The organism is Pseudoalteromonas sp. SG41-2 (assembly GCF_014164535.1).
Lineage (GTDB): Bacteria > Pseudomonadota > Gammaproteobacteria > Enterobacterales > Alteromonadaceae > Pseudoalteromonas > Pseudoalteromonas rhizosphaerae.
In genome coordinates, this window is sequence record NZ_JACJFK010000009.1 from 56,440 (window position 1) to 80,131 (window position 23,692).

The window sequence follows — 23,692 nt, forward strand, 5'->3', positions numbered from 1 at the left end:
ATTATGATAAATTTTACTTTACGACCCTTTGTATTACCCAGTTCTTTGCTGTTTTCGACAGTAAGCTTGCCCTGCATTTAACGCCCCAATTTATTGGGTTAACCAATCTCGATTATCGACAACGAATTACATCTTCTTCAGTAATTCCAGAATTTTCCATGCAGTTATAGATTTCCTATCGGCTCAAGCTTCCTGCACGGCTTAACTAAAAAACAGTTAAATAATTAATATAAATATTTTTTACAGAAAAGGTCTAATTAGTGATAATCACCTACTGAAGTGCTGGTTTTGGGGTTAAGAATAAACCTAAGGAACTAAATTAAGTAACGACGTGTATTTTAAGGGCAACTTTTTCTGATTACTATTTTTACGCAACTATCTTATAATACTAATGGAGTCAATAACTTAAAAAATACATATGATGATTGGAGCTAAATGAGTAAAGAAAAGTTAATAGAAGTTAAAGATGACTTAAATATGCTATCGCCTATTTGCTACATTACCAAGTCAATCAACTGGCTTATTGGCAAAGTCTTTAACAACTTTAAAATAAGTTTAATGGTTTATTTAATTGCTTACGTTATTGCTGTAACGGTTGTAAATATACCGATGCTGGACTTTACCCGCATGCAGAAAATATATGTTAGCGTTTCAATACTTGGCTTACCACTTTGTTTGTTCCTTGCTTATATTTTTATAGGAATGGTGTTATTAGCATTATTTGCAAGCAACCCTAAAACCCGCCTTAGTTATGCCATTATCTTAATCGTTATCGCTTTATTTCCATTTATGGTGATCGCAATGGCTGATACTCGTTTACTCCTCATTTTTGGCGTTTATTTATCTGCGGCATTAATTGTTATTAATATGATTATGCTACCAAATTTGGCCTATAAATATAGGGAAAGGCTTATAAAGCACGCTTACTTGTGTATGCCCGTAATTCTTTCAATTGTTGCATTTACTTGGTTTGAATCATCACAGGGGTTTTCGTATGGGCGTATTGATCGCGAAAATTTCACAACCAGCGATCATCAACGTGTGGTTCCTGTCAGTAAATCTGGCGCACAGGGTACGCCTTTTTATACCTGTGATGTCTTTGTTAATTTCAACGGATACCAGTATGAATTTCAAGATATGATCATACCTAGTAATGGCCACATTGAGTATATTGAAGTTAGACAAGCTGTTTTCCAGCACTTTCAATTACGCTAATGTCTATTGAAAGTGATACCGCGGCTTTGTTTTTCGGCATCACTTTTTATAGGTAATAATCAACCCAAAACTTGGATGATAGATAATTAAAGGTGTTGAAAGCATTAACACCTGTTGTTAACTACAAGCTAACCCGCGATTTGTTTAAACGGATTGCGGGTGTCTTGGTTTTCATCTAGGTTGCGCATTAATATGGCGTGTTCTAAATCGATATTGTCGGGCAGTGGAATTTTTACTATATGCCCTGAGCCTTTGGCATCGGTAATTGCCTCGCCTTTTTTGTTTTCCATGCATTCAAGGGTAAAGCTAATATTACCTTTTGGAGTCATTAGCTCTAATGAATGACCCACACAAAATTTGTTTTTAACATCAATCTCTACCAAGCCATTGCTATTTCGCCCTAATACTTCGCCGACAAATTGCTGCTTAGTCGATACCGAATGGCCGTATTCGTAGTTTTGATAATCTTGATGGGCGTGGCGCTTTAAAAAGCCTTCGGTGTAACCGCGATGGGCTAGGTTTTCTAATGTTTTAAATAAATCAGCGTCGAATGGTTTTCCTGCTGCGGCATCGTCGATTGCTTTACGATAAACCTGTGCTGTACGCGCAACATAATAAAACGATTTAGTCCGGCCTTCTATTTTTAAGCTATGCACGCCCATTTTTGTAAGCTGCTCTACGTATTGCACGGCGCGTAAATCTTTTGAGTTCATGATATAAGTGCCGTGTTCGTCTTCAAACGCTGGCATGTATTCACCCGGGCGGCCTTGCTCTTCAAGCATAACAATATCATTACTTGGTGCGCCGTCGCCAAGAGTAGGAATAACCTGCTGAGGATCAAATTTGTGCACCATTTCACCGGTTTCGTTTTCAACGCCCGGTTTTACATCGTATTCCCAGCGACATGCATTGGTACAGGTGCCTTGGTTTGGATCGCGTTTGTTTATATAGCCTGATAACAAACAACGGCCAGAATACGCCATACATAATGCGCCATGTACAAATACCTCTAGCTCGGTTGCTGGGCAAAGCGTGCGAATTTCACTTATTTCTTCAAGTGATAGCTCGCGGGATAAAATCACCCGCTCTATGCCTTGTTTAGCCCAAAACTGTACACTGGCATAATTTACAGCGTTTGCTTGTACTGATAAATGAATAGCCATATCAGGCCATTTTTCACGCACTAACATGATTAAACCCGGATCTGACATGATCAGCGCATCTGGCCCCATCGCAATTACTGGTTCAATGTCGCGTAAATACGATTTCACTTTGGCATTGTGCGGGGCAATGTTTGATACCACATAAAACTTTTTATTCAGCGCATGCGCTTCATCAATGCCTATTTTTAACGTTTCCAGATCAAATTCATTATTACGTACTCGCAAGCTATAACGAGGTTGTCCGGCATACACCGCATCAGCCCCATAAGCAAAGGCATAACGCATGTTTTTTAAACTGCCAGCTGGTGAAAGTAACTCTGGGGTAAACGAGGTAATAATTGACGACATGCGCGCTCCATACATAAAACTGGGATCAAGCCAGTGGCATGAAAATAACCTGAAAATCAGATCAAGTAATAAAGCGCGGCAGTATATGGTACGTTAAATTAAGATGTTTTGATCGAAATCATAAAACTCACTTTAATTGATTGGCAAACTGGCTCACTGCATCAACGACTTGCTGGGCACCTTTTTTAATATTGCTCATCACAATGCCAGACTCGTTTGACAGCTCTAACCCTTCTTGTGCTTTATCTTCACCTTGCTTAATGGCTTTTACGCTTGACTGCGTTAAGCTTTGATTTTTTTGTACCACTTCAACAATTTCTTCTGTGGCTTTACTGGTTCGAGATGCTAATTGACGCACTTCATCGGCGACTACCGCAAAACCTCGCCCTTGCTCACCAGCTCTTGCTGCTTCAATCGCCGCATTTAAGGCTAGCAAATTAGTTTGATCAGCAATGCTGCTAATACTTTGCACTATGCTGGCAATTAACTGTGATTGTTTATCCAATGCTGATATTTCATCCCCTGCTTGCGACATTTGCACCGCCAGCTCATTCATTACTTTAACCGCTTGCTCAATGACAGCAGCACCTTGATCTGCAAGGTGGTCAGTTTCAGTTGAAGTGCTATAGGCAATATCTGCCGCCTCTGCGATTGCGAGCTCCCGCTCAACTTGCTCAGTAATAACAGTAGCGAATTTAACCACTTTATACAGTTCGTTTTGCTCATTGAAAATCGGGTTATAAGAAGCTTCAAGCCAAACCACTCGCCCATAACTGTCTATGCGTTTAAAACGGCTTGAAACGTATTCGCCTCTTTTGAGCTGTTTCCAAAAGGCTTCATATTCAGGTGAATTTGCCTCTTCTGGTTCACAAAAAATACGATGATGTTGGCCAACAATCTCTTTAAGTGAATATCCCATTCCCGCCAAAAAGTTTTCGTTTGCCGTCAATACAATGCCATTAGTATCAAATTCAATAACGGCCATGGCACGATGTAATGCCTTAATTAAATCTTGATGCTCACGGGAGGTTTCAATCGTACGCGTTAACACATTTGAATGCAGAGTAAACTCAACTAGCTTACCTTGCTCATCAATAATCGGCTGTAAAATACTTCTTAGCCAGTCTTGTTCACCATTAACATGAACAAACTGCAATGCACCAGCCCAATGTTCATGCTTCTCTAATGCTTTTTTTAAACTTTTAAAATGCCCTGTCTGTCTGGCGTTACTTGGCACAAAATCTAGTAGCCTCTTTCCAATAAGTTGCTGTTCAGGATAACCAAGCTCGTTTGCAAAGTTTTTATTTTGCGCTGTAATAAGCCCAGTCTTATCAATGATTAAAACTAGCATTTCTTCGTCTAAGCTTTTTCTTACTTGATTCTGCACAAAAAGCTGACTTTTTAATTTAGCATTCTCACTTTTTATAGTGTTATTAAAAAACATAGCAACCTACTATCAATGAAATGGATGAAATGAAGCACGAAGATATTAAAACCTTTAATTTATTTCATGGTTATAACTTGAGTGTAAACCAAGTCCCCAAATTTAGTAGAATTTAACTAAAATAATCATTTTAAGCTAAAAGTGGATTTTCTATTGTGCATCTTATAGCAGTTTAAATGGCAAAAGCTCGAATGATACAAAAGCGCCTATCAATAATTTTAAAATAAATAATTAAAACATAAGGTTAATAAAATTTAAGGTAATTTTTAATAGTGCAGTTACAGATAAGGGCCTAAACGTTATAGTCACTGAGCACCATTTTGTACTAAAAATAACCTTCGAAAAATATTTCAACTTATTATTAGCTAAATTAAGTAATACGTAGTCCCATGCAATGTTAGATCATTAATTAATTCACAGCATCATGCTTTTCTATGCGTGGTGATTGCCTAACATTTAAAAATCGCACAATTGTCATCAAGCTAGTTTTTAATAAAACTAGGCATTGCCTACTAAAACGCGTATAATTCGCGCCCGTTAATATTCACACTTTTACTTAAAAATTATTGGAGCATAAAGATGGCTTTAGAGCGTACTTTCTCAATCGTAAAACCTGATGCAGTTGCTAAAAACCACATCGGCGCTATCTACAACCGTTTCGAAACTGCTGGCCTTAAAATCGTTGCAGCTAAAATGGTTCACCTTTCACAAGAGAAAGCGGAAGGTTTCTACGCAGAACACAGCGAGCGTCCTTTCTTTGGTGCTTTAGTATCTTTCATGACATCTGGTCCAGTAATGGTTACAGTTCTTGAAGGCGAAAACGCTGTTCTTAAAAACCGCGAAATCATGGGTGCTACTAACCCTGCTGAAGCACTAGCTGGTACTTTACGTGCTGACTACGCTGATAGCATCGACGAAAATGCTGTTCACGGTTCAGACGCTGTTGAATCTGCTGCTCGCGAAATCGCGTACTTCTTCGCAGACGAAGAGCTTTGCCCACGTACTCGTTAATTCGAATGCGCTAAGCAAAAGTAAAAAGGGCTTTCGAGCCCTTTTTTAGTCATTAGTTAAAGTATTAATTATCTAATTTATGATGTTTTACTTAATGATTAAAGTGAGTGAATTGTGTACAATTCGCCTTTGTAAATTTTTATCACCACCGTCACTGATTAAGGTTGTTTCATGACCACTGAGCAAAAAAAGATTAACTTATTAGATTTAAACCGAGATGCAATGCGCGAGTTATTTGTATCGTTCGGTGAAAAGCCATTCCGTGGCGATCAGGTGATGAAATGGATTTATCATTTTGGCGTTGATAACTTTGACGAAATGAGCAACGTTAACAAAAAGCTGAAAGAAAAACTTAAAGCGGAATGTGAAATTGTCGCGCCTGAAATCACCGTACGCCAACAAGCCAGTGATGGTACAATCAAGTACGCGCTGATACTTGAAGGCGGCCAAGAAGTTGAAGCGGTGTGGATCCCAGAAAAAGAACGTGCCACCTTGTGTGTATCATCGCAAGTTGGTTGTGCGCTTGAATGTACATTTTGCTCAACAGCGCAGCAAGGGTTTAACCGTAACTTAAAAGTATCTGAAATTATCGGCCAAGTTTGGCGTGTGGCCAAAGACATAGGTCTTGATGGCAACAGTGAAAAGCGTCCGGTCACCAACGTCGTTATGATGGGCATGGGCGAGCCATTGCTTAATCTTAAAAACGTAGTTCCGGCAATGGAATTAATGATGGACGATTGGGGTTTTGGTTTATCTAAACGCCGCGTTACTTTAAGTACCTCTGGTGTGGTGCCTGCACTTGATTTATTGAAAGAAAAAATCGACGTTGCATTGGCTATTTCTCTACACGCACCTGATAACGCATTACGTGATATTTTAGTGCCAATCAATAAAAAATACCCAATTGAAGAGTTTTTAGCGGCGTGTCGTCGTTACATTGATGGCTCTAAAGCCAATAAAGATGTGACCATTGAGTATGTGATGCTAAATGGTATTAACGACAGCACAGATCAAGCCCATGAATTAGTTAAAACACTCAAAGGCACACCATCTAAAGTGAACCTTATCCCGTTTAACCCATTCCCGGGTAACGAATATACACGCTCTAGTAACAGCCGTATTGACCGCTTTTCAAAAGTGCTACAAGCAGCAGGTATTACCTGTATTGTGCGTCGTACTCGCGGTGATGATATTGATGCAGCCTGCGGCCAGTTAGTTGGTGATGTAGTTGACCGTACAAAACGTTTAGCGAAAAAGAAAATGCGCGACGATAATGCGATTGCGGTTAATATCCACCAAGCATAATCTGTTGTCGTGAATCAAAAGCCCTTAGCGCTGCTTTATTTTTAAATAAATGATGCAAGATAAGGGCTTTTCGGTAATATAGGTGCATGGACAATAATAAAGAGATGAAGTAATGCGATCTTTACTTGCTTTAACTATCAGTGCACTCGCTTTAACAGGGTGTGTAACTGAAAATAGTTATGATGGCAATGACAAACCAGTCGTTGAAAATAAAATCAATAATACCGGCGCAGCACGTACCCGAATAGCCTTAGCATTAGAATATTTAAGCACTGGTAATAGCTCGCAAGCAAAGTATAACCTCGAACGCGCCGCGTCTTTCTCTCCTGATCTTCCTGAAGTCCATTATTCATTTGCTTATTATTACCAACAAGTCGGCGAAAACGTACAAGCCGATAAAGCCTATCAAAAAGCAATAAAAATTGATCCCAATGATCCTAATACCCGAAATAACTACGGGGTATTTTTATGCGGTATTGACGAGTACGACCGCGCCACAGAACAACTACTCAAAGCCATTGCCATCCCAAGTTATATACGAGTAGCAGAAAGTTATGAAAATTTAGCTCTGTGCGCCATTGAGTTTGATGATTTTGATAACGCTGAAAAATATTTCAAATCGGCCATTAATCACAGTTCAATGCGTGCCTCATCACTGATCAGTTTAGCCGCTTTGTATTACGCTAAAAGTGATTTACATAGAGCAAAAGAAATACTCGAGCGTTATGAGAATAGTGGTCAAGTATCGTCTCGCTCATTGCTATTAAGCTATTTAGTTGAGCAGCGTATGGGCCACATTGAAAAAGCCGAAACCACTGCGGCAATGATATTGCAAACCTACCCAACCTCAAGTGAAGCGGGGATCATTCGCGAACAAAAAATCAAACGTAGTGAGTTTGAAATACTACGCTCGCAATACCGCCAAGCAAAATTAGATGAGCTACAAGCAAATAGCCCTGCGGGAGAGGTGATCTCGGCACCCAAAATACGCATTGTAAAAAAGAAAAAAGCGCCAGCAACTAGTACGTCGGCGCAAAGTATCACAACGCCAACAATGGCCGTTAAAAATAACAATGCAAGCAGCAATGAATTAACTGCCGCGTTGCTAACCTCACCGGTTGCGCCAACGCAAAGCACCGCATCACAAAGTAGCCAGCAAAGCCAAGCAACAGTATCAACACCTGTCGATACGAGTGGTATTTTGGCGGCTTTAAGTACCACAGCAATAACAACGCCAGTGCAAACAAACGTTGATACTACCGCTGTACAGATCAGTGCTCCAGCAAACAATAATGATCCTGTGGCAGTAATGTCTGCTCTGGTGGTCGCACAAACACCAAACAATCCAGCTGTAACTTCAACTCAAGCGACGGACATTGCATCACTAGCCTCTGAGGAGGCAGTTGCTAAAGCATTAGCAATACCAACTGTGCATTTAGCAACAGCGCCCACAGCGACTGCCGCAACGCCTCCCCAAACGCTTGCTCGTAGTAGCAAAGCACAAGATGGTGTAACAATTGTTTCTTTTGGTGCGCCCACTGATAGCCAAGCCGTTGCAAATAACAGCCAGGCTTCAAGCCAAGCACAATTTAGTGATGAATTAACGGATGAAGAAAAGGTGGTTTTTTACCAGCCAAAACGCAACGCTGCCGTCTTCGCAGAGTCAAGTTATAGCTCTACACCTGAGATCCGTTTTCAAGATCCGCAACAAAATACTCACGCACCGTTGCTAAATTCGCGGATCCCACAATTAACGACGCCTTACCATGTTTTGCAAGATGGTGAAAACCTATTTAGCATTTCAGTACGATACAATGTTAAACTACAGAAATTACTCCAATGGAATGGTCTGAAAGAATCTGATCGGGTGGTCAATGGGACGAAAATTTATCTTAACGATCCCAACATTTATTACGAAATTAACGTCGGTGATACTTTGTATAGTATTGCCACCAAGCGTCGCTTGTTAATTGATCAGTTAATGCGATGGAATAAATTAAGCCCGGATGTTGCACTTAAACCTGGGCATAGACTGTTACTAGTGGACCCTGAATCATACTCATTATGAATGATGAAAATACAGAATCAACAACGCTCACTCTTGGCCAAACTTTAAAAAGTAGCCGCGAGCAAGCGAATGTCAGCTTAGAAGAGTTGGCAAAAAATTTAAAATTATCGGTGTTGCAATTACAACGTCTTGAGAATGACGAACACCAATTAATCGGCCCAGCTACCTTTGTTAAAGGTTATGCAAAAAGTTATTGTCGCGCCTTTAATTTAGATACTGCGGCCGTTTTAGCGCTGTTCCCTGAACCACAGGAAACCGTTAAAAAAACCAATATGCAAAGCTTTTCTAGACGAACAGAAAAAGAAGCTCATGATAGTCGGTTGATGCTGGTAAGTTACGTTATTCTGGCAATTGTTATTGGTTCATCCGCATTATGGTGGTGGCAAAATTCAACCCCTCTTGACGAACAAGTTGTAACGCAATCTTTAAATAGCTTTGCCAAAGAGACTGTTGCAGTCGCACAAGCAGAGCCTGACGTGGCGTCGAACAGTCTGTTAGAACAAGCGGGCCCTGATGAATCGATTGATGACCCCACTGCGGCGCAAATTATGGAGCAACAAGCCGATACCACCGAACTAGACGTTGCCCAGAGCGAAGCGTCAAGCGAGCCACAAAATGATGGCCTTGGCACCATAGTTATGCATTTCAATGAAGAAAGTTGGGTTGAAATTCATGACGGCAAAGGTGATAAAGTGGCGTTTGGTGTTAAAAAAGCGGGTTATGATATGACTTTATCAGGTCATCTGCCTTTTTCTATCGTGCTTGGTAAGCATCAAGCTGTTGATATCACTCTTGACGGTGAAAAGATTGATATTTCCAGTTTCCCAAAAAATCGTTTAGCCAAATTTAATTTACCGTTAACAGAGTAGTCACTATGTTTTCAGAATCTCCCATTAAACGCAGAAAATCTACCCGCATCAACGTGGGTAACGTACCGATCGGTGATGGCGCCCCTATTGCCGTGCAATCAATGACCAACACCGATACCATGGATGTTGATGCAACTGTTGCACAAATTCAAGCTATTCAAGATGCCGGCGCCGATATAGTGCGTGTTTCCGTGCCGACTATGGACGCCGCCGAAGCATTTAGAAGCATAAAAGAACAAGTCACCATTCCACTGGTTGCAGATATTCACTTTGATTATCGTATTGCTTTGCAAGTCGCAAAGTATGGTGTTGATTGTTTACGTATTAATCCTGGCAACATTGGCAGTGAAGAACGTATTCGCGCGGTAGTCGATGCTGCCCGTGAGCACAACATTCCAATTCGTATTGGTGTTAATGGCGGCTCATTAGAGCGTGATTTACAAGAAAAGTACGGCGAACCAACGCCTGAAGCGTTACTTGAATCAGCCATGCGCCATGTGAATATTTTGCGCCGTTTAGATTTTGATCAATTTAAAATATCAGTAAAAGCTTCTGATGTGTTTTTAGCTGTGGGAGCATATCGCTTACTTGCTAAAGAAATTGACCAACCTCTGCACTTAGGGATCACAGAAGCAGGCGGTATGCGTTCAGGCTCAGTGAAATCAGCTGTAGGCTTAGGTATGTTACTTGCCGAAGGTATCGGCGATACGCTGCGAGTATCGTTGGCGGCTGATCCAGTACAAGAGATCAAAGTCGGTTTTGATATTTTAAAATCACTGCGCATTCGCTCTCGCGGGATTAACTTTATTGCCTGTCCGAGCTGTTCACGTCAAGAGTTTGATGTGGTTAGTACCATGAACCAACTTGAAGAGCGTTTGGAAGATATCATCGAACCGGTATCAGTATCGGTTATTGGTTGTGTGGTCAATGGCCCTGGCGAAGCGTTAGTGAGTGATATTGGCTTAGCTGGTGCAAACCGTCGCTCGGGCCTTTATATTAATGGCGAACGTCAAAAAGCCCGAATTGATAACAACAATATTGTTGATCAACTCGAAGGTTATGTACGCGACTTTATCGCACAAAAAGAAAAACAGACCCCTATCGACATCAAAATCGTCGAATAAATACAATATAGTCGGCAAACAAAGCCGTTTGCCGTTTACCTTTATAGCTAGAACGCTATAATGACGGGTCAATTTTTAGCATTCTTGTTGTGTAGTCATCTTTTATTACGCAAAAAACAGTTTTTAGGATTTAGCAGTGGCAAAACAAATTCAGGCAATACGTGGAATGAACGATTGTCTGCCGGGCGATACCCAAGTTTGGCAGAAAGTAGAAAACATCTTACGCGAGACAGTAGCATCGTTCGGTTATCAAGAAATTCGTTTTCCAATTGTAGAATCAACCGATCTTTTTAAACGCTCAATTGGTGAAGTCACCGATATCGTTGAAAAAGAAATGTACACCTTTGCCGATAATAATGGCGACAGCTTAACACTTCGTCCTGAAGGTACTGCTGTGTGTGTACGTGCTGGTAATCAAAACGGCTTACTGTATAACCAAGAGCAACGCCTTTGGTATATGGGCCCAATGTTTCGTCATGAACGTCCGCAAAAAGGTCGCTATCGTCAGTTTCACCAATTTGGTTTAGAAACCTTTGGTATTGCCAGCGCTGATATTGACGCTGAAGTGATTTTACTGACGGCGCAATTATGGCAACAATTTGGCATCAGCGAACATGTTCGTTTAGAGCTTAATTCTTTAGGTTCAAACGAAGCTCGCGCGCAATACCGTGATGCACTTGTGGCTTATCTTGAGCAACATATTGATGCACTAGACGAAGACTCAAAACGTCGTATGTACAGCAACCCACTGCGCGTGCTAGATAGCAAAAACCCTGATGTACAAGCGGTTTTAGTTGATGCACCAAAACTGTCTGAACACTTAGATGCTGAATCAAAAGAACATTTTGAAAATTTATGTGAACGTTTAGACGCCGCAGGCGTCATATACACGGTTAATGAAAAGTTAGTTCGTGGTCTTGATTACTATAACCGTACTGTTTTTGAGTGGGTTACAGATAGCCTCGGCTCACAAGGTACTGTATGTGCAGGTGGCCGCTATGATGGCTTAGTTGAGCAATTAGGTGGCAAAGCAACGCCAGCTGTGGGCTTTGCTATGGGTCTGGAACGTTTAGTGTTAATGTTACAAGCATTGGAATGTGTTGGTGACATTCGTCGCAACGCTGATGTATATTTGGCAGCGATGGGGGACAAAGCCAGCATTCAAGCCCCTATTATCGCAGCTAAATTACGTGCTGAAGTACCTGGCTTACGTATCATGGTCCATGCCGGTGGCGGTAACTTTAAGAAACAACTTAAACGCGCAGATAAAAGCGATGCACTCGTTGCACTGATTATCGGCGAAGATGAATTAGAACAAGGCGTAGTGACAGTTAAGTATTTACGTGAGCGTAAAGAACAGGTCACCTTAGAATTAGAACAAATTAAAACGCTTTTAGCTGAGCTAATAAACAGCTAAAAAAGACGAGGTAGTAATGGATATTTATTCAACAGAAGAACAACAAGCTGAAGCGATCAAACGTTTTTTTCGTGAAAATGGTGTATCACTGGCGCTAGGTGTAGTGCTTGGTTTAGGTGGCTTGTATGGCTGGAAAGCATATAACCAAAATCAAATTACAACTGCTGAAAGTGCCTCTGATGCATATACTCAGCTGGTTGAAGGTGGTGAAGTATTAGGTTCGGCAGATACATTTATCGCAGAGCACAAAGATACTAACTACAGCGCACTTGCAGCCTTTGTTGCTGCTAAAGAAGCCGTAGAAAAAGGTCAACTTGATGTAGCCAGTGAAAAACTCAGCTGGATAATGACTAATGTTACCAATGCAGATTTAAAAGCAACGGCGACCACCCGTTTAGCTCGCGTGCAAATAGCACAGCAGCAATACGACCAAGCTTTAACAACGCTTAACGCTAAACTTGCAGATTCATTCACTGCAACAGTCGCTGAGCTTAAAGGTGATATATACACAGCTCAAGGCGATGCAAATCAAGCTCGCAGTGCTTATCAGACTGCTGCTGATGCGGGCGGTCTGGAGAATAACCCATTATTGCAAATCAAACTTGATGACTTAGCAGTAACTAGCCCAACGGCGTAAGGGGTTACCATGAAAAAATTAACAGCGGCAACCATAGCGCTATGTATGGCAACCTTAGTCGGTTGTTCATCAAGCGATGACGAAGACGAACTGGTGTTGCCTGAAATCGTTAATCAGTTTGAAACCAAAGTAATTTGGCAAGAAAGCATTGGTGACGGTGTTGAACATTACTTTTCTCGGCTAACACCGGCGGTATATAAAGACCGTGTTTTTGTAGCAAGCCGCGCTGGTAAAGTCGAAGCGCTATCGCTTGAAAACGGTAATACTCTTTGGGAGACTGATGTTCGCGAAAATTTGACCTTTTGGCCATGGCAAAGCGACATTAGTGCAAAATTATCAGGTGGTATTTTACAAGCTTATGGTAAAATTTTTATCGGCTCTGAGCATGGTTATTTAGTTGCCCTTGACCGTGAAACGGGTGATGTTGTTTGGCGCAAAAAAGTACCCGGTGAAGTGTTAGCAAAACCAGCTGCCGGTGATGGCCTTATATATGTTAACCTAGGCTCAGGTAAATTATTAGCCCTTCACCCTGATACCGGTGAAGAGCGTTGGAGCCATGAGCAAGAAGTCCCCGCATTAACACTACGCGGACAAAGCTCTCCGACCGTTGCTAACGGCGGTGTATTAGTTGGCCTTGAAACAGGCAAGTTAAGCGTACTTATCTCTGACAGTGGTTACTCTGCGTGGAGTGCTGAAATTGCTACAGCAAAAGGCGCATCAGAATTCGAACGTTTAGTCGATGTTGATACACAACCTCTGATCAGTGGTCCTTATGCGTATGCTATTGCCTATAATGGTAACTTAGCAGCTGTAGATATTCGCTCTGGTAATGTTGTCTGGAAACGCGAATACAGCAGTTACCGTGAAATTGCCATGGATACCCAAACTATTTACGTAGTAGATAGTAATGGTGTTGTTTATGGATTAGATAAAACCTCTGGCATTGAACGCTGGAGTCAGCCAGCCCTTCGTGGTTGGTACTTAACAGGGCCTGCGGTAGCAGGAAATTACTTAGCCATGGGTGACCAAGAAGGTAATCTACATTGGCTGAATAAAGAATCAGGCGAACTTGTATCGCGTGAAGACTTCGACAGTTCAGGCTTTTTTATTGAGCCAATTGTTGCTGACGACAAACTGATTTTATACACCCGAGATGGTGAAGTTAGTGCGGTAAAAATACCGGACTAATTTGCTAAATAACTATAAGTTATTAATAGTTAATTTATTTTTTTAAGGCTTCGCTATGCGAAGCCTTTTGTTGTTTTTTTAAGAGGTAGTTTATGCTTCCCGTGATCGCTCTAGTTGGGCGACCCAATGTGGGCAAATCCACATTATTTAACCGTTTAACACGTACGCGTGATGCACTCGTTGCCGATTTTCCGGGCTTAACGCGAGATCGAAAATATGGCCAAGCTAATTACGATGGCTATGAATTTATCGTGGTAGACACGGGCGGTATTGATGGCTCTGAAGAAGGCATCGAAATCGAAATGGCTGATCAATCGCTACTGGCGATTGAAGAAGCCGACATCGTATTATTCTTAGTTGATGCACGCGTAGGTATGACAGTAGCTGATCAAGCTATTGCCAACCATTTACGTAAACAAGAAAAGAAAAGCTTTGTTGTTGCCAATAAAACTGATGGTATTGATGCTGACTCAAATTGTGCTGAGTTTTACCAATTGTCACTGGGCGAAGTACATCATATTGCAGCCGCTCATGGCCGTGGTATTACCTTGTTACTTGAACACACCTTACAGCCTTTGCTTGCAGAGCTGAGTGCGCAAAATGATGATGGTAAAGGCGATGACGACGAGTTAATCGATTTATACTCTGAAGATGATGAAGATTCTACAGCGCATGAAGCATTTGCAGATAAGCCAGTAAAACTTGCTATTATCGGTCGTCCTAACGTAGGTAAGTCAACACTGACTAACCGTATATTAGGTGAAGAACGCGTTATTGTTTATGATATGCCGGGCACAACCCGCGATTCTATTTATATTCCAATGACTCGTAACGAAAAAGAATACGTGTTGATCGACACCGCTGGTGTACGTAAACGCAAAAAAGTCAGCGATGTGGTTGAGAAATTCTCAGTGATCAAAACCCTCCAAGCAATCGAAGATTGTAACGTGGTGCTATTGGTTGTAGATGCCCGCGCTGGCATTTCGGATCAAGATTTAAGCTTACTTGGTTTTGCCTTAAATTCTGGCCGCTCACTGGTTATTGCTGTGAATAAATGGGATGGCCTTGATGATTACGTGAAAGATCGTATTAAATCGGAGCTTGACCGTCGCTTAGGCTTTATTGACTTTGCACGCTTACACTTTATCTCAGCTTTACATGGTACAGGTGTTGGTCATTTGTTTGAGTCAATTGACGAAGCTTATGAATCAGCAACTAAGCGTATTAGCACTGCTATGCTGCGCCGTATCATGGATATGGCACAAGCTGATCACCAGCCGCCACTGGTTCGTGGTCGCCGTGTTAAGCTTAAATACGCGCATGCGGGTGGTTATAACCCACCACGTATCGTGATTCACGGTAACCAAGTACATGATTTACCAGATAGCTATAAACGCTACCTAATGAACTACTACCGTAAAGCATTAAAAATTATGGGCACGCCTATCAAAATCGAATTTAGAGAAGGTGATAACCCATTTGCAGGACGTACTAATAAAGTGACGCTTTCGCAAAAACGTAAGATCCGCGCGTTTAGTAAAGAAAACCGCAATAAATGATAGAGCTGAAAGCTGAAAGCTGAAAGCTGAAAGCTGAAAGCTGAAAGCTGAAAAATTGAACCTTGTTGGGCACACCCTTACAAGGTTTTTTTATAAACAAATTTAAGTGTTTAGTTTTACCTGATGTCGCAAATCTCAGGAAACTGTGCTTTATTTAAAAGATGTAAACTTAAATAGAGTCATCAATGGAATTAATCAATCAGGTTATCTATGTTGATAACGTTGAAGAAACCTTAGACTTTTATTTTCAAGCGTTTGGTTTTGCCACTCATGCCCTCAGCGATGATGCCGAATATGGAGAGCTTGCTACTGGCGATGTAAAAATTGCTTTTGCGAATCACCCGTATGCTCAAGCCCATTTTAAACAAGGTTATATCCGCGCTCACCCAAAGCAACCAGCGCTAGGTTTTGAGCTGCGCTTTAGCTGTACTAATCTCAGTGAAAGTTACGATAAAGCGGTGCTTGCTGGCGCAGAGCCTCTTTGCCCCCCTAGCTGTAGAGGAACTCAATATTATGCCTACGTAAGAGCCATTGAAGGTACTTTGATCTGCTTAGTACAAGCCTAGCTCTTCATCAAAACAGCATTAAAGTTTAACTTTGTAGCAATATAAGCCACACGTAACTGTCATCTAATTTCCTTATCTTAGCGGTAATTTAAATAAGGAGATTAATATGAATACATTACTACTAACATTGATGCTACTAAGCCCAACTGAAGCGCTAGTGACTGAACAAGTAAAATTACAAACCGCTGAAACACTTAAAGTTATGCAAATTGAACAGCAGACACAGTTGAAAACACAAGTCATCGCCACATTAGAAAATATAGAATTGGTATTGCCTGTGGTTGTTGATAAGCAAACTTTAGCGAAAGTACAAAACGTAAAACAGCAACTTAACCAAGACTAAGTTGCTCTGCAGAGTTAGTCCAAAAACGAAGCTAAAGCGATTTCAACTAAACTCTCGGTATTTTTGTTGTGGTTTTTCTTAATACCTCGCTGGCTAAATCGATTAGTCGGTATTTCAAAATGTATAATACCAATCGACTTAAATATTTAACCATTCTAGCGAGCTAAATAAAGCGCTAACTGCGTTATAATTTTTTCAAGTAGAACAACTACATGTCAAAATTTACGCCTTGTTATCACTCCATTTATCTGTCGCTATAAATGGTCAGTAACTTAACACGATTGGTATAAAACCATGATTATTGGCTTGCTGGTTCACTAGTAATTGTTTTTCTTTCACTGTTAAGTGATTGTCGTGAATTTTATTAAGTTCTTTTGGATCTAGCCAAATACCCGCACAACTTGGGCACTCATCAATTTCGACCACATGAAGAGGTGTAAAAAAGCGCCGCATCATCACGACACTCGGGCACTTAGGGCAATTAATTCGTGCCGTTAAATCAACGTCTGTGTCAGGTAAAGCAGCCAAGTGCTCAGCAAGCACCAGCGCTCTTTTTAAAGATGGATCACTAAAATTAAAAATCTGGCGATTATCAAAAAATACCCCACCATTGGCGGATGAGAAAACCTCGATCCCCCCGACCATTAGTTTAGTGAGTTCTATATTTGTCCTTGGGCAGCGCATATCCAGTTCCTTTGCATTTTATTACTCATCGCAGTGAGATATTAACTCGGTGCAAGCGCCTTTTCAATTAGCGGTACTAACGGCGCTGGTAAAGTAATATTACCCGCCAACACAAAGTCATGTGCCTCATTAGACATTTTTTGCCACGTACGTTGCAAAATCCCAATCCACTTTTGCTCATCGTAGTCTGGTTTTGTTTGCACAAATGCCAACATGTAATACTCAATAAACACTAAACTTGCGATATCTTCCACCAATTGACTATCAGGATTACGCTTGATTTGTTTTTTCGCAACCGCTGCATATACTCGTTGCTGATCAACATCAGAACAACCAGCTTGCTGCATTAATTCAACCACAGTACTGGCATGAAAAACATACAACGCACTGCGCCACTGATGATAGCCTTGTTTATCCATAGGAAAGTGACTTCGCGGCGAACACCAACGCTTTATGTGCTGTGCTCTCACAGCAATATGCATTAGCTCATCAGCATCAGGTTTAAAACGGTTTAACATCTGCGTCATACGCTCTGAATATAAACGCTCTTTAGGCCACACTTTACCTGCATAGTGTTCTTGATTTGGATCCTGACTATTTGCTTCATCAATTAACGCGATTACTTGCTCAAACATTAGTTTAGTCATCACTCTTAGATTTATAGGCTATTTTAATCAGCTCATTTGTAATTAGCTAGTTGAAAATATTACGAGTTATTTATTGTTACTTTATTACTGAGCATCAATGAATTGGGAACTAAATGACGACAGCCATCGGTCTGTAAAGTAATATATCTGAGGTTTAAATCGACCACGACACCTTTACAGCTCGCGACCTCGATGTTATCACCCAACTTAATAGGTCTATAAAGCACAACCATTATCCCTGCAACGAGATTTGAAATTGCATCTTTAAGCGCAAACCCTAACGCAAACCCTGTTAAACCCAAGCCAGCGACTAAACCAGTTACATCAAAATCAAGCTTAGAGAGCGCTAATATAGTGCCAATAAAAATCAAAATCGCTTTTTGTGAGTTTGAAATTAAACGAAACGATTCCGCGGCATGGCCATCAAAACGACGTTCAACCTTCTTCAGTGCAAAGTGAAAAACTAAACTTAAAACAATACAGCCAACAAATACCAAAATAGCAGCAATAATTTGATCACTCATACTTTTACTCTGTTACTGGATTAAATTGACTTAAATCTGAAGCAATAGACGCCTTTGGTTTTTCAACTAACCGCCCAAGCTCTTCGCCTGCTGTTAATACTATAATCGTTGGTGAATACTTTAATTGGTAGCGTGCTGCAATCCCTTCAGGATCGCGTTTATCATAACCGACAGCGACCAACTTTAAGCTGGCCAATGCCACCTTGGAGCTATCAAGTAATTTAAGTAACCGTGGTACTTCACGCTGACTATCGTGACACCAAGTGCCAAATAACACCAAAATATCTTTACCTCTGAGTGTTTGCATGGCTTGTGTATCGGCAACAGTTGGCACAAAGTTATTATATTCATTGGAAAATTGCTGATAATCGTTAAGTAAATCAGCCGCACTTATCTGCCCTACAAACGGCTTATTATCTACAGCAAAAGACAGTAGCGGCACTAAACATACTGATAAAAAGAGCGCTATTCGTTTAAACATGATAATTCTCGGCTATTTATATTAAGTTGACTATACCCAAATCACAGTTTATTGCGAGTGCTATTACCCGTTTGTAAATTAGCCAATCTTGCTGCTATTAAGTAAACATTTAAAAATGGATTTTAAATTTATTATTATAAAATTTATAAGCTTGATATTACCTATAAACAACTGCTGCTGCATTGTTTTAGCACGCTAAGTTAAAAATGATGAAAATACGTTCAATTAGTCATAAATCTGCAATTAAACTATAGGATAATTTCCATTCGATTTAATTAACCTAGAAAAGACGACTGACCTCAATGACCACTCCTTTAGTGCGCTTGAACTTTGCACTGCAATCTTTTGAAGATCCGCTATCAGCTGCCATGGCACATACTATGGAGTACGATACGCTGCATCTAAATGCAAACGCGCAGCATGAAATTACACTGCTTTGTGTATTACCAGAAGATGCGCATGAAGGCGACACTATTTCGTTAAGTGCAACACATATAGCAGCGCGTGATGCACGTTACTTTATGCAATACACACTGCGTCTGAGCGATATAGAAGCCGGTACGGTAAAGCTGACACTTGAAAAAATAACTCTCAGTGATGAAAGCGACGAATATGTGCTGCAATTAATGTTGCATGGTTTACATGCCACCCTCAAAGACAGTGCTGAATTTGATGTCGCAATCAAGGAATATGGCGCAGGTTATATACCACAATACGAGCCGGCTCTAGTTTCTAAAAGTCATTCACTGCGCCAATATATGACAAGTTTTAGTAGTTCATTTTTATCATTATTTTAATCCGCAAAGCTGACTTTACCCATAGTAATGGTGGGTATGCCCTGCGCTTGATTACCAAAACGTTGCTGGCCACCCGCTAAGCATTCGTTCGCTAAAATCGCAAACAAAACTGCTTCTTTCGCATCTGGGTCGATACCTAGAGCATGGGTATTTTTAATCTCATGTAACTGTGGGCACAAAGATAAAATATGCTTCATCAACAGTGGATTATGTATTCCCCCGCCACTGGCATAAACTGTAACATCGGCTAATTTTTCACTGCATTGATTAATAGCCTGTGCAATCATCATCGCCGAAAATCGATTTAGTGTTGCCATCACATCTTCGTGGCTTAGCTGTAGGGTGTTGGTTGTCGTTTGTGCTTGGTGTAAATAAGCCAAATTGAAAACTTCAGGGCCTGTCGTCTTAGGAAAGTCTAAATTAAAAAATTCATCTTGGCATAACTCATCCAACAGCGGCTGATTTATCTGGCCTTGGTTGGCAATTAAACTATCTTTGTCATAATGAAGCGGCGCAAAATAACGCTGTATATAAGCGTCCATAATGGTATTACCTGGGCCAATATCAGAGCTAAATACAGCGCTCGCATCAGCAGATTGTGGTAAAAAAGTCAGGTTAGCAATGCCACCCATATTCAGTAATATACGATTTTCAGTTAAGCTGCTAAAAAATAAATAGTCGCCATATACCGCAAGTGGTGCGCCTTCTCCGCCCGCTGCAATGTGCTTTTGTCTAAAATCGCCAATCGTGGTAATACCTGTCGTAACCGCTAAATGGTCGCTATCACCTATTTGCAAAGTGCCATGATTAAAATCGCTCTGGCTATGCTGACTTTTAGGGCAGTGATAAATAGTTTGCCCGTGACTTGCAATCACATCAATATCAGCTGCAGCAACTTTCCATTTAGCTAAACACTGCAATACCATTTTGCCATGTAATTGCCCCACCCAAGGGTGAAGTAAAGTAACTAACTCCAAATCACATTCGCGCTTGGCAAATACTGTTTTTATTTTCTGTTTATAGTCATCATCATAACCAACGGTGTCAAAGGCTAACACATCAATTTGGGTGTCCATGCCATGCCCTGAGACTTTGCACAATGCAACATCTAGCCCATCTAATGAAGTCCCACTCATCAGACCAATTATTAATCTTTGTTGTTTTTTAGCACTGTTATACAGTTGTAATATATGCTGATGCATTCTTTTTACCCTTAAAAATCAAAATACTAATGAATGTACATTCACTTCAAACTAAAGAATACTTTATACCTTAACTTTAAACATTGAAAGAATAATTATTGCAAATACGTTAAAAATGCTTTAAAACTTACCAACACACTGAGTGTACCGACAACGATAAAATTCATAATAGCAAAAAATACATAACCACGGGAACAGACCATGAAACACTGCAAACCTAACTCAATGCGCCCACTCCACCTGCTATCACCAATTGCACTGGCAGTTATTGCCACTACTAGCCCTGCTTTATTGGCCGCTGAACAGCAACAAGTGCAGCAAAAAAAACCTGAAGTAATTACGGTTACTGGCTCGCGAATTCAGCGAACAGAATTAGTTTCAAGTAGCCCAGTAGTGAGTGTTGACGAAGCACAAATACACCTAGATCGCGCGGTGAATGTAGAAGATATTACCGCAAAATTACCACAAGCCGCAGCGGGCGCTAATAGTACAGGTGCAACGGTAGGTGACTCATTTGGCTCATCGACTATTGATTTACGTGGTCTTGGTCAAAACCGAACTTTGGTATTAATTGACGGTACGCGCGCTGTGCCATTTAGTTTTCGTAACTCAGTTGACGTCAATACAATTCCTGCCGGTTTGATCAAACGTGTTGATGTTTTAACTGGCGGTGCGGCTGCTGTTTATGGTGCCGATGCAGTAGCTGGCGTGGTTAACTTTGTGCTTGATGATGACTTTACCGGCGCTGAGTTTTCAAGTAGTTATGAAACAGCTGATGGTGGCAATGAAAAACTTAATTTTGAAGCCATTTTTGGTGGCGATATAGCTGATGGTAGTGGCCATATTACTGGCTACCTTGGTTATTCTGAACGTAAAGAATTACTTGCTGGTGAACGTGATTATGCCTTAGATAATGGCGCAACTATGATTAATAGCGGCGGGTTTTACACCGATGTTGCCAGCGGCAACAGTTTAGCGATTAATGATGCAGGGCAAGTCGTGAGCGACCGTCAAACCAGTGACTTTACCGGCGACCGTTATTTAACTCAGCCAATGGATAGATTTTCTGCTGGGTTATTATTTGATGTAGATGCCAGTGACAGCGCAATCATTTACGGCCGTGCTATGTATTCAAAAGTAACCGTTAATGGCGCCGGTGCTAGCGGCCAAACACCTATTCTTGTTAATGAACAAGTAACCCTCACACAAGATAACCAATATATTCCTGATGAACTACGCCAACAACTCACCTTTGATGCTGATGGAAATGCGCTAGTCAATGTTGAGCGTAATTTAGGCCTTGGCGTTCAACATACTGAAGCCGTGCGTGATTCATTACAATTTCAACTGGGTTTAAAAGGCGATATTAACGATTATTTACGTTACGACATTTATGGTCAATACGGTCAAACTGACGAAGTCGCTACAATTTACAACAATGGCTATAAAAATGATAACAGTGGCAACAGCCGCTTTGGCAATATTTCCAATAGCAGCGATATTTTTGATCCTAATTTAGATCTAAATGAATTTAGCGATCCACTGTTATATACCACCCGTGAACGTACTCAAAGTGTATTTGCTGCAACTCTCTCTGGCGATTCTAGTGCCTTATTTGAATTACCTGCCGGTTATGTCGATTTTGCAATTGGTTATGAGTACCGCAAAGAAACGGGCAAGCAAACACCGGGAGATGCATTTAGAAATGGCACTAGCTTTGCCTCAGTTAGCGCATTTGATATGGACGCCAGCTTCGACAGTAGTGAGTTTTATGCAGAAATTTTAGTGCCGATCTTAATTGATATGCCATTTGCAAAAGAACTTAGTTTTGAAGGTGCTTACCGTATTTCTGATTATTCAAACACCGAAGCCGAAGACACTTATAAGCTTGGCATAAACTGGGCAATTAACGATGACATTCGTATTCGTGCTAATAAGCTCACTGCATTTAGAGCACCAAACTTAGGCGAATTCGCAAGTCCGATCACGGGGTTATCATTAGCTTTATTTGACCAAAATAGTGACCAATTTGTACCACGCTTTGCTGGTCGCTTTAATGGCGATCCATGTTTGCTAGGTACGGGGGACGCAGCGCAATGTGCCGCTTTTGGCGCACCGCCAGTAGGCACTGAGTATGACTCAACAACAGCCGAGTATACTTACGGCGGTAATCCGAACATCAAGCCTGAGCAAGCAGAATCAGATACTTTAGGTGTAGTTTATACTCCAAGTTACATTGAGGGCTTTGACCTATCACTTGATTACTATAGCATTCGTGTAACCGATGCGGTAAGTCAAATTCAACCTGCTGCAGCATTACAAAGCTGCTATATCGACGATCCAAATCCGAACAACCCATTGTGTGGCGCAGTACTTCGCGATCCTAATACAGGCTTTATTAGCACCGCGATCGTAAATGACTTTAACCTTGCAGCGATTGAACAAGCTGGTATCGATTTAGCAGCCAACTATGTATTTGATGCACCAATGGATTTAGGCGGTCGCTTTAGGCTCTCATACCAAGGTAACTTTGTAACAAAACAAACTCGCCAAAATAATAGCACCGTAGCCGAAGTTGATTGTAAAGGTACTTACGGTAGCGCGTGTTCAGGCGATTTTGCGAGTATCTTACAAGCCGATTATAAACACCGCGCCACCTTTGATTGGCAGCTAGATACCATGAACTTCCAATTAGGCTGGCGCAGAATCGGTGAAGTAGACTACGCTGTAGATAGAACAGAAACAATTTCAGCACAAGACTACATGGACTTTGCTGCATCGTGGCAAGCAACCGACACTATCGCGGTTAACTTTGGTATCGATAATCTATTTGACAAAGCACCACCAACACCTGACATTGGCGCTAACCACTTTAATACTGTGAGTGATTACAGTGTGATTGGCCGTACAGTGGGCGTTGCAGTACGTTACTCACCGAGTTTTTAGTTAATCCCCAATTGCCTATAGCAACACAGGATTAAACCCTTAAAGCGCACCCTGCCCGGTGCGCTTTTTCTTGGTTCAATTTTAATCAAACCTATGCAGCGATAGAAACCGTAAGTTTAACGGTTAAGTAAAGGTGCGGCATAGTTGCTCAGTG

The 23,692-nt window shown here is 41.1% G+C and carries 20 protein-coding genes and 1 pseudogene; 14 read left to right on the forward strand and 7 right to left on the reverse strand.

Annotation, left to right across the window (positions count from 1 at the left end; genetic code table 11):
- Positions 1–435 precede the first annotated feature (435 nt).
- Positions 436–1,215 carry a hypothetical protein gene (locus H5186_RS08965; protein ID WP_149981913.1) on the forward strand — a complete coding sequence of 260 codons (780 nt, stop codon included), beginning with the start codon at positions 436–438 and terminating at the stop codon, positions 1,213–1,215.
- Between the two features lie 128 nt (positions 1,216–1,343).
- Here the strand turns inward: H5186_RS08965 and yegQ are convergent, their stop codons facing one another.
- Positions 1,344–2,726: a tRNA 5-hydroxyuridine modification protein YegQ gene (gene yegQ, locus H5186_RS08970; RefSeq protein WP_182718275.1), complete on the reverse strand. Its 1,383-nt coding sequence runs from the start codon at positions 2,724–2,726 to the stop codon at positions 1,344–1,346.
- Positions 2,727–2,853: 127 nt separating this feature from the next.
- The gene (locus H5186_RS08975; RefSeq protein WP_182794370.1) at positions 2,854–4,170 is read right to left on the reverse strand and encodes a PAS domain-containing methyl-accepting chemotaxis protein; all 1,317 of its coding nucleotides are present in this window, start codon (positions 4,168–4,170) and stop codon (positions 2,854–2,856) included.
- A gap of 579 nt (positions 4,171–4,749) precedes the next feature.
- Here H5186_RS08975 and ndk point away from each other — a divergent pair.
- The 11 genes from ndk (at position 4,750) to H5186_RS09030 (ending at position 16,257) form a co-directional block, all read left to right on the forward strand.
- Positions 4,750–5,181 (forward strand): nucleoside-diphosphate kinase, encoded by a 432-nt coding sequence (gene ndk, locus H5186_RS08980; RefSeq protein ID WP_008111339.1) that lies wholly within the window; start codon positions 4,750–4,752, stop codon positions 5,179–5,181.
- Between the two features lie 171 nt (positions 5,182–5,352).
- Positions 5,353–6,486, forward strand: a complete 1,134-nt coding sequence (locus H5186_RS08985) for a bifunctional tRNA (adenosine(37)-C2)-methyltransferase TrmG/ribosomal RNA large subunit methyltransferase RlmN (protein ID WP_145239689.1) — start codon at positions 5,353–5,355, stop codon at positions 6,484–6,486.
- A gap of 112 nt (positions 6,487–6,598) precedes the next feature.
- Positions 6,599–8,554 carry a type IV pilus biogenesis/stability protein PilW gene (pilW, locus tag H5186_RS08990; RefSeq protein WP_182740585.1) on the forward strand — a complete coding sequence of 652 codons (1,956 nt, stop codon included), beginning with the start codon at positions 6,599–6,601 and terminating at the stop codon, positions 8,552–8,554.
- Entirely contained in the window at positions 8,551–9,423 is an 873-nt protein-coding gene (locus H5186_RS08995; protein WP_182718272.1) for a RodZ domain-containing protein, read from the forward strand. Before pilW ends, H5186_RS08995 begins: the two co-directional genes overlap by 4 nt.
- A 5-nt stretch (positions 9,424–9,428) precedes the next feature.
- Positions 9,429–10,547, forward strand: coding sequence for a flavodoxin-dependent (E)-4-hydroxy-3-methylbut-2-enyl-diphosphate synthase (gene ispG, locus H5186_RS09000; RefSeq protein WP_145239699.1), 1,119 nt, complete (start codon positions 9,429–9,431; stop codon positions 10,545–10,547).
- A gap of 136 nt (positions 10,548–10,683) precedes the next feature.
- Positions 10,684–11,964, forward strand: a complete 1,281-nt coding sequence (gene hisS / locus H5186_RS09005) for a histidine--tRNA ligase (protein WP_145239702.1) — start codon at positions 10,684–10,686, stop codon at positions 11,962–11,964.
- Positions 11,965–11,980: 16 nt separating this feature from the next.
- Positions 11,981–12,601 carry a tetratricopeptide repeat protein gene (locus H5186_RS09010; RefSeq protein ID WP_149981918.1) on the forward strand — a complete coding sequence of 207 codons (621 nt, stop codon included), beginning with the start codon at positions 11,981–11,983 and terminating at the stop codon, positions 12,599–12,601.
- Between the two features lie 9 nt (positions 12,602–12,610).
- Positions 12,611–13,789, forward strand: coding sequence for an outer membrane protein assembly factor BamB (gene bamB, locus H5186_RS09015; RefSeq protein ID WP_182794371.1), 1,179 nt, complete (start codon positions 12,611–12,613; stop codon positions 13,787–13,789).
- Positions 13,790–13,881: 92 nt separating this feature from the next.
- Positions 13,882–15,348 carry a ribosome biogenesis GTPase Der gene (der, locus tag H5186_RS09020; RefSeq protein ID WP_145239710.1) on the forward strand — a complete coding sequence of 489 codons (1,467 nt, stop codon included), beginning with the start codon at positions 13,882–13,884 and terminating at the stop codon, positions 15,346–15,348.
- 185 nt (positions 15,349–15,533) lie between these two features.
- The gene (locus H5186_RS09025) at positions 15,534–15,914 is read left to right on the forward strand and encodes a VOC family protein (RefSeq protein WP_182718270.1); all 381 of its coding nucleotides are present in this window, start codon (positions 15,534–15,536) and stop codon (positions 15,912–15,914) included.
- 106 nt (positions 15,915–16,020) lie between these two features.
- Positions 16,021–16,257: a hypothetical protein gene (locus H5186_RS09030; RefSeq protein WP_145239728.1), complete on the forward strand. Its 237-nt coding sequence runs from the start codon at positions 16,021–16,023 to the stop codon at positions 16,255–16,257.
- Between the two features lie 279 nt (positions 16,258–16,536).
- Here the strand turns inward: H5186_RS09030 and H5186_RS09035 are convergent.
- From H5186_RS09035 to H5186_RS09050, 4 genes and pseudogenes are all read right to left on the reverse strand, one after another.
- Positions 16,537–16,941, reverse strand: a pseudogene (locus H5186_RS09035) (zf-TFIIB domain-containing protein); the annotation flags it as partial.
- Between the two features lie 41 nt (positions 16,942–16,982).
- Entirely contained in the window at positions 16,983–17,576 is a 594-nt protein-coding gene (locus tag H5186_RS09040; protein ID WP_182767886.1) for a DUF4202 domain-containing protein, read from the reverse strand.
- A gap of 71 nt (positions 17,577–17,647) precedes the next feature.
- Positions 17,648–18,112 carry a mechanosensitive ion channel family protein gene (locus tag H5186_RS09045; protein WP_182739972.1) on the reverse strand — a complete coding sequence of 155 codons (465 nt, stop codon included), beginning with the start codon at positions 18,110–18,112 and terminating at the stop codon, positions 17,648–17,650.
- Between the two features lie 4 nt (positions 18,113–18,116).
- On the reverse strand, positions 18,117–18,593 hold the full coding sequence (locus tag H5186_RS09050) for a thioredoxin family protein (protein ID WP_182739973.1): 477 nt from the start codon (positions 18,591–18,593) through the stop codon (positions 18,117–18,119).
- Between the two features lie 302 nt (positions 18,594–18,895).
- Between H5186_RS09050 and H5186_RS09055 the strand changes: the two genes are divergently transcribed.
- Positions 18,896–19,390, forward strand: a complete 495-nt coding sequence (locus H5186_RS09055; RefSeq protein WP_182794372.1) for a hypothetical protein — start codon at positions 18,896–18,898, stop codon at positions 19,388–19,390.
- Here the strand turns inward: H5186_RS09055 and H5186_RS09060 are convergent.
- Positions 19,387–20,592 (reverse strand): anhydro-N-acetylmuramic acid kinase, encoded by a 1,206-nt coding sequence (locus H5186_RS09060; protein ID WP_182718263.1) that lies wholly within the window; start codon positions 20,590–20,592, stop codon positions 19,387–19,389. The genes H5186_RS09055 and H5186_RS09060 overlap by 4 nt on opposite strands.
- Positions 20,593–20,793: 201 nt before the next feature.
- Between H5186_RS09060 and H5186_RS09065 the strand changes: the two genes are divergently transcribed.
- A complete protein-coding gene (locus tag H5186_RS09065) occupies positions 20,794–23,538 on the forward strand; it encodes a TonB-dependent receptor domain-containing protein (RefSeq protein ID WP_182783953.1) in 2,745 nt (914 codons plus the stop codon).
- The last annotated feature ends 154 nt before the right edge of the window (positions 23,539–23,692 follow it).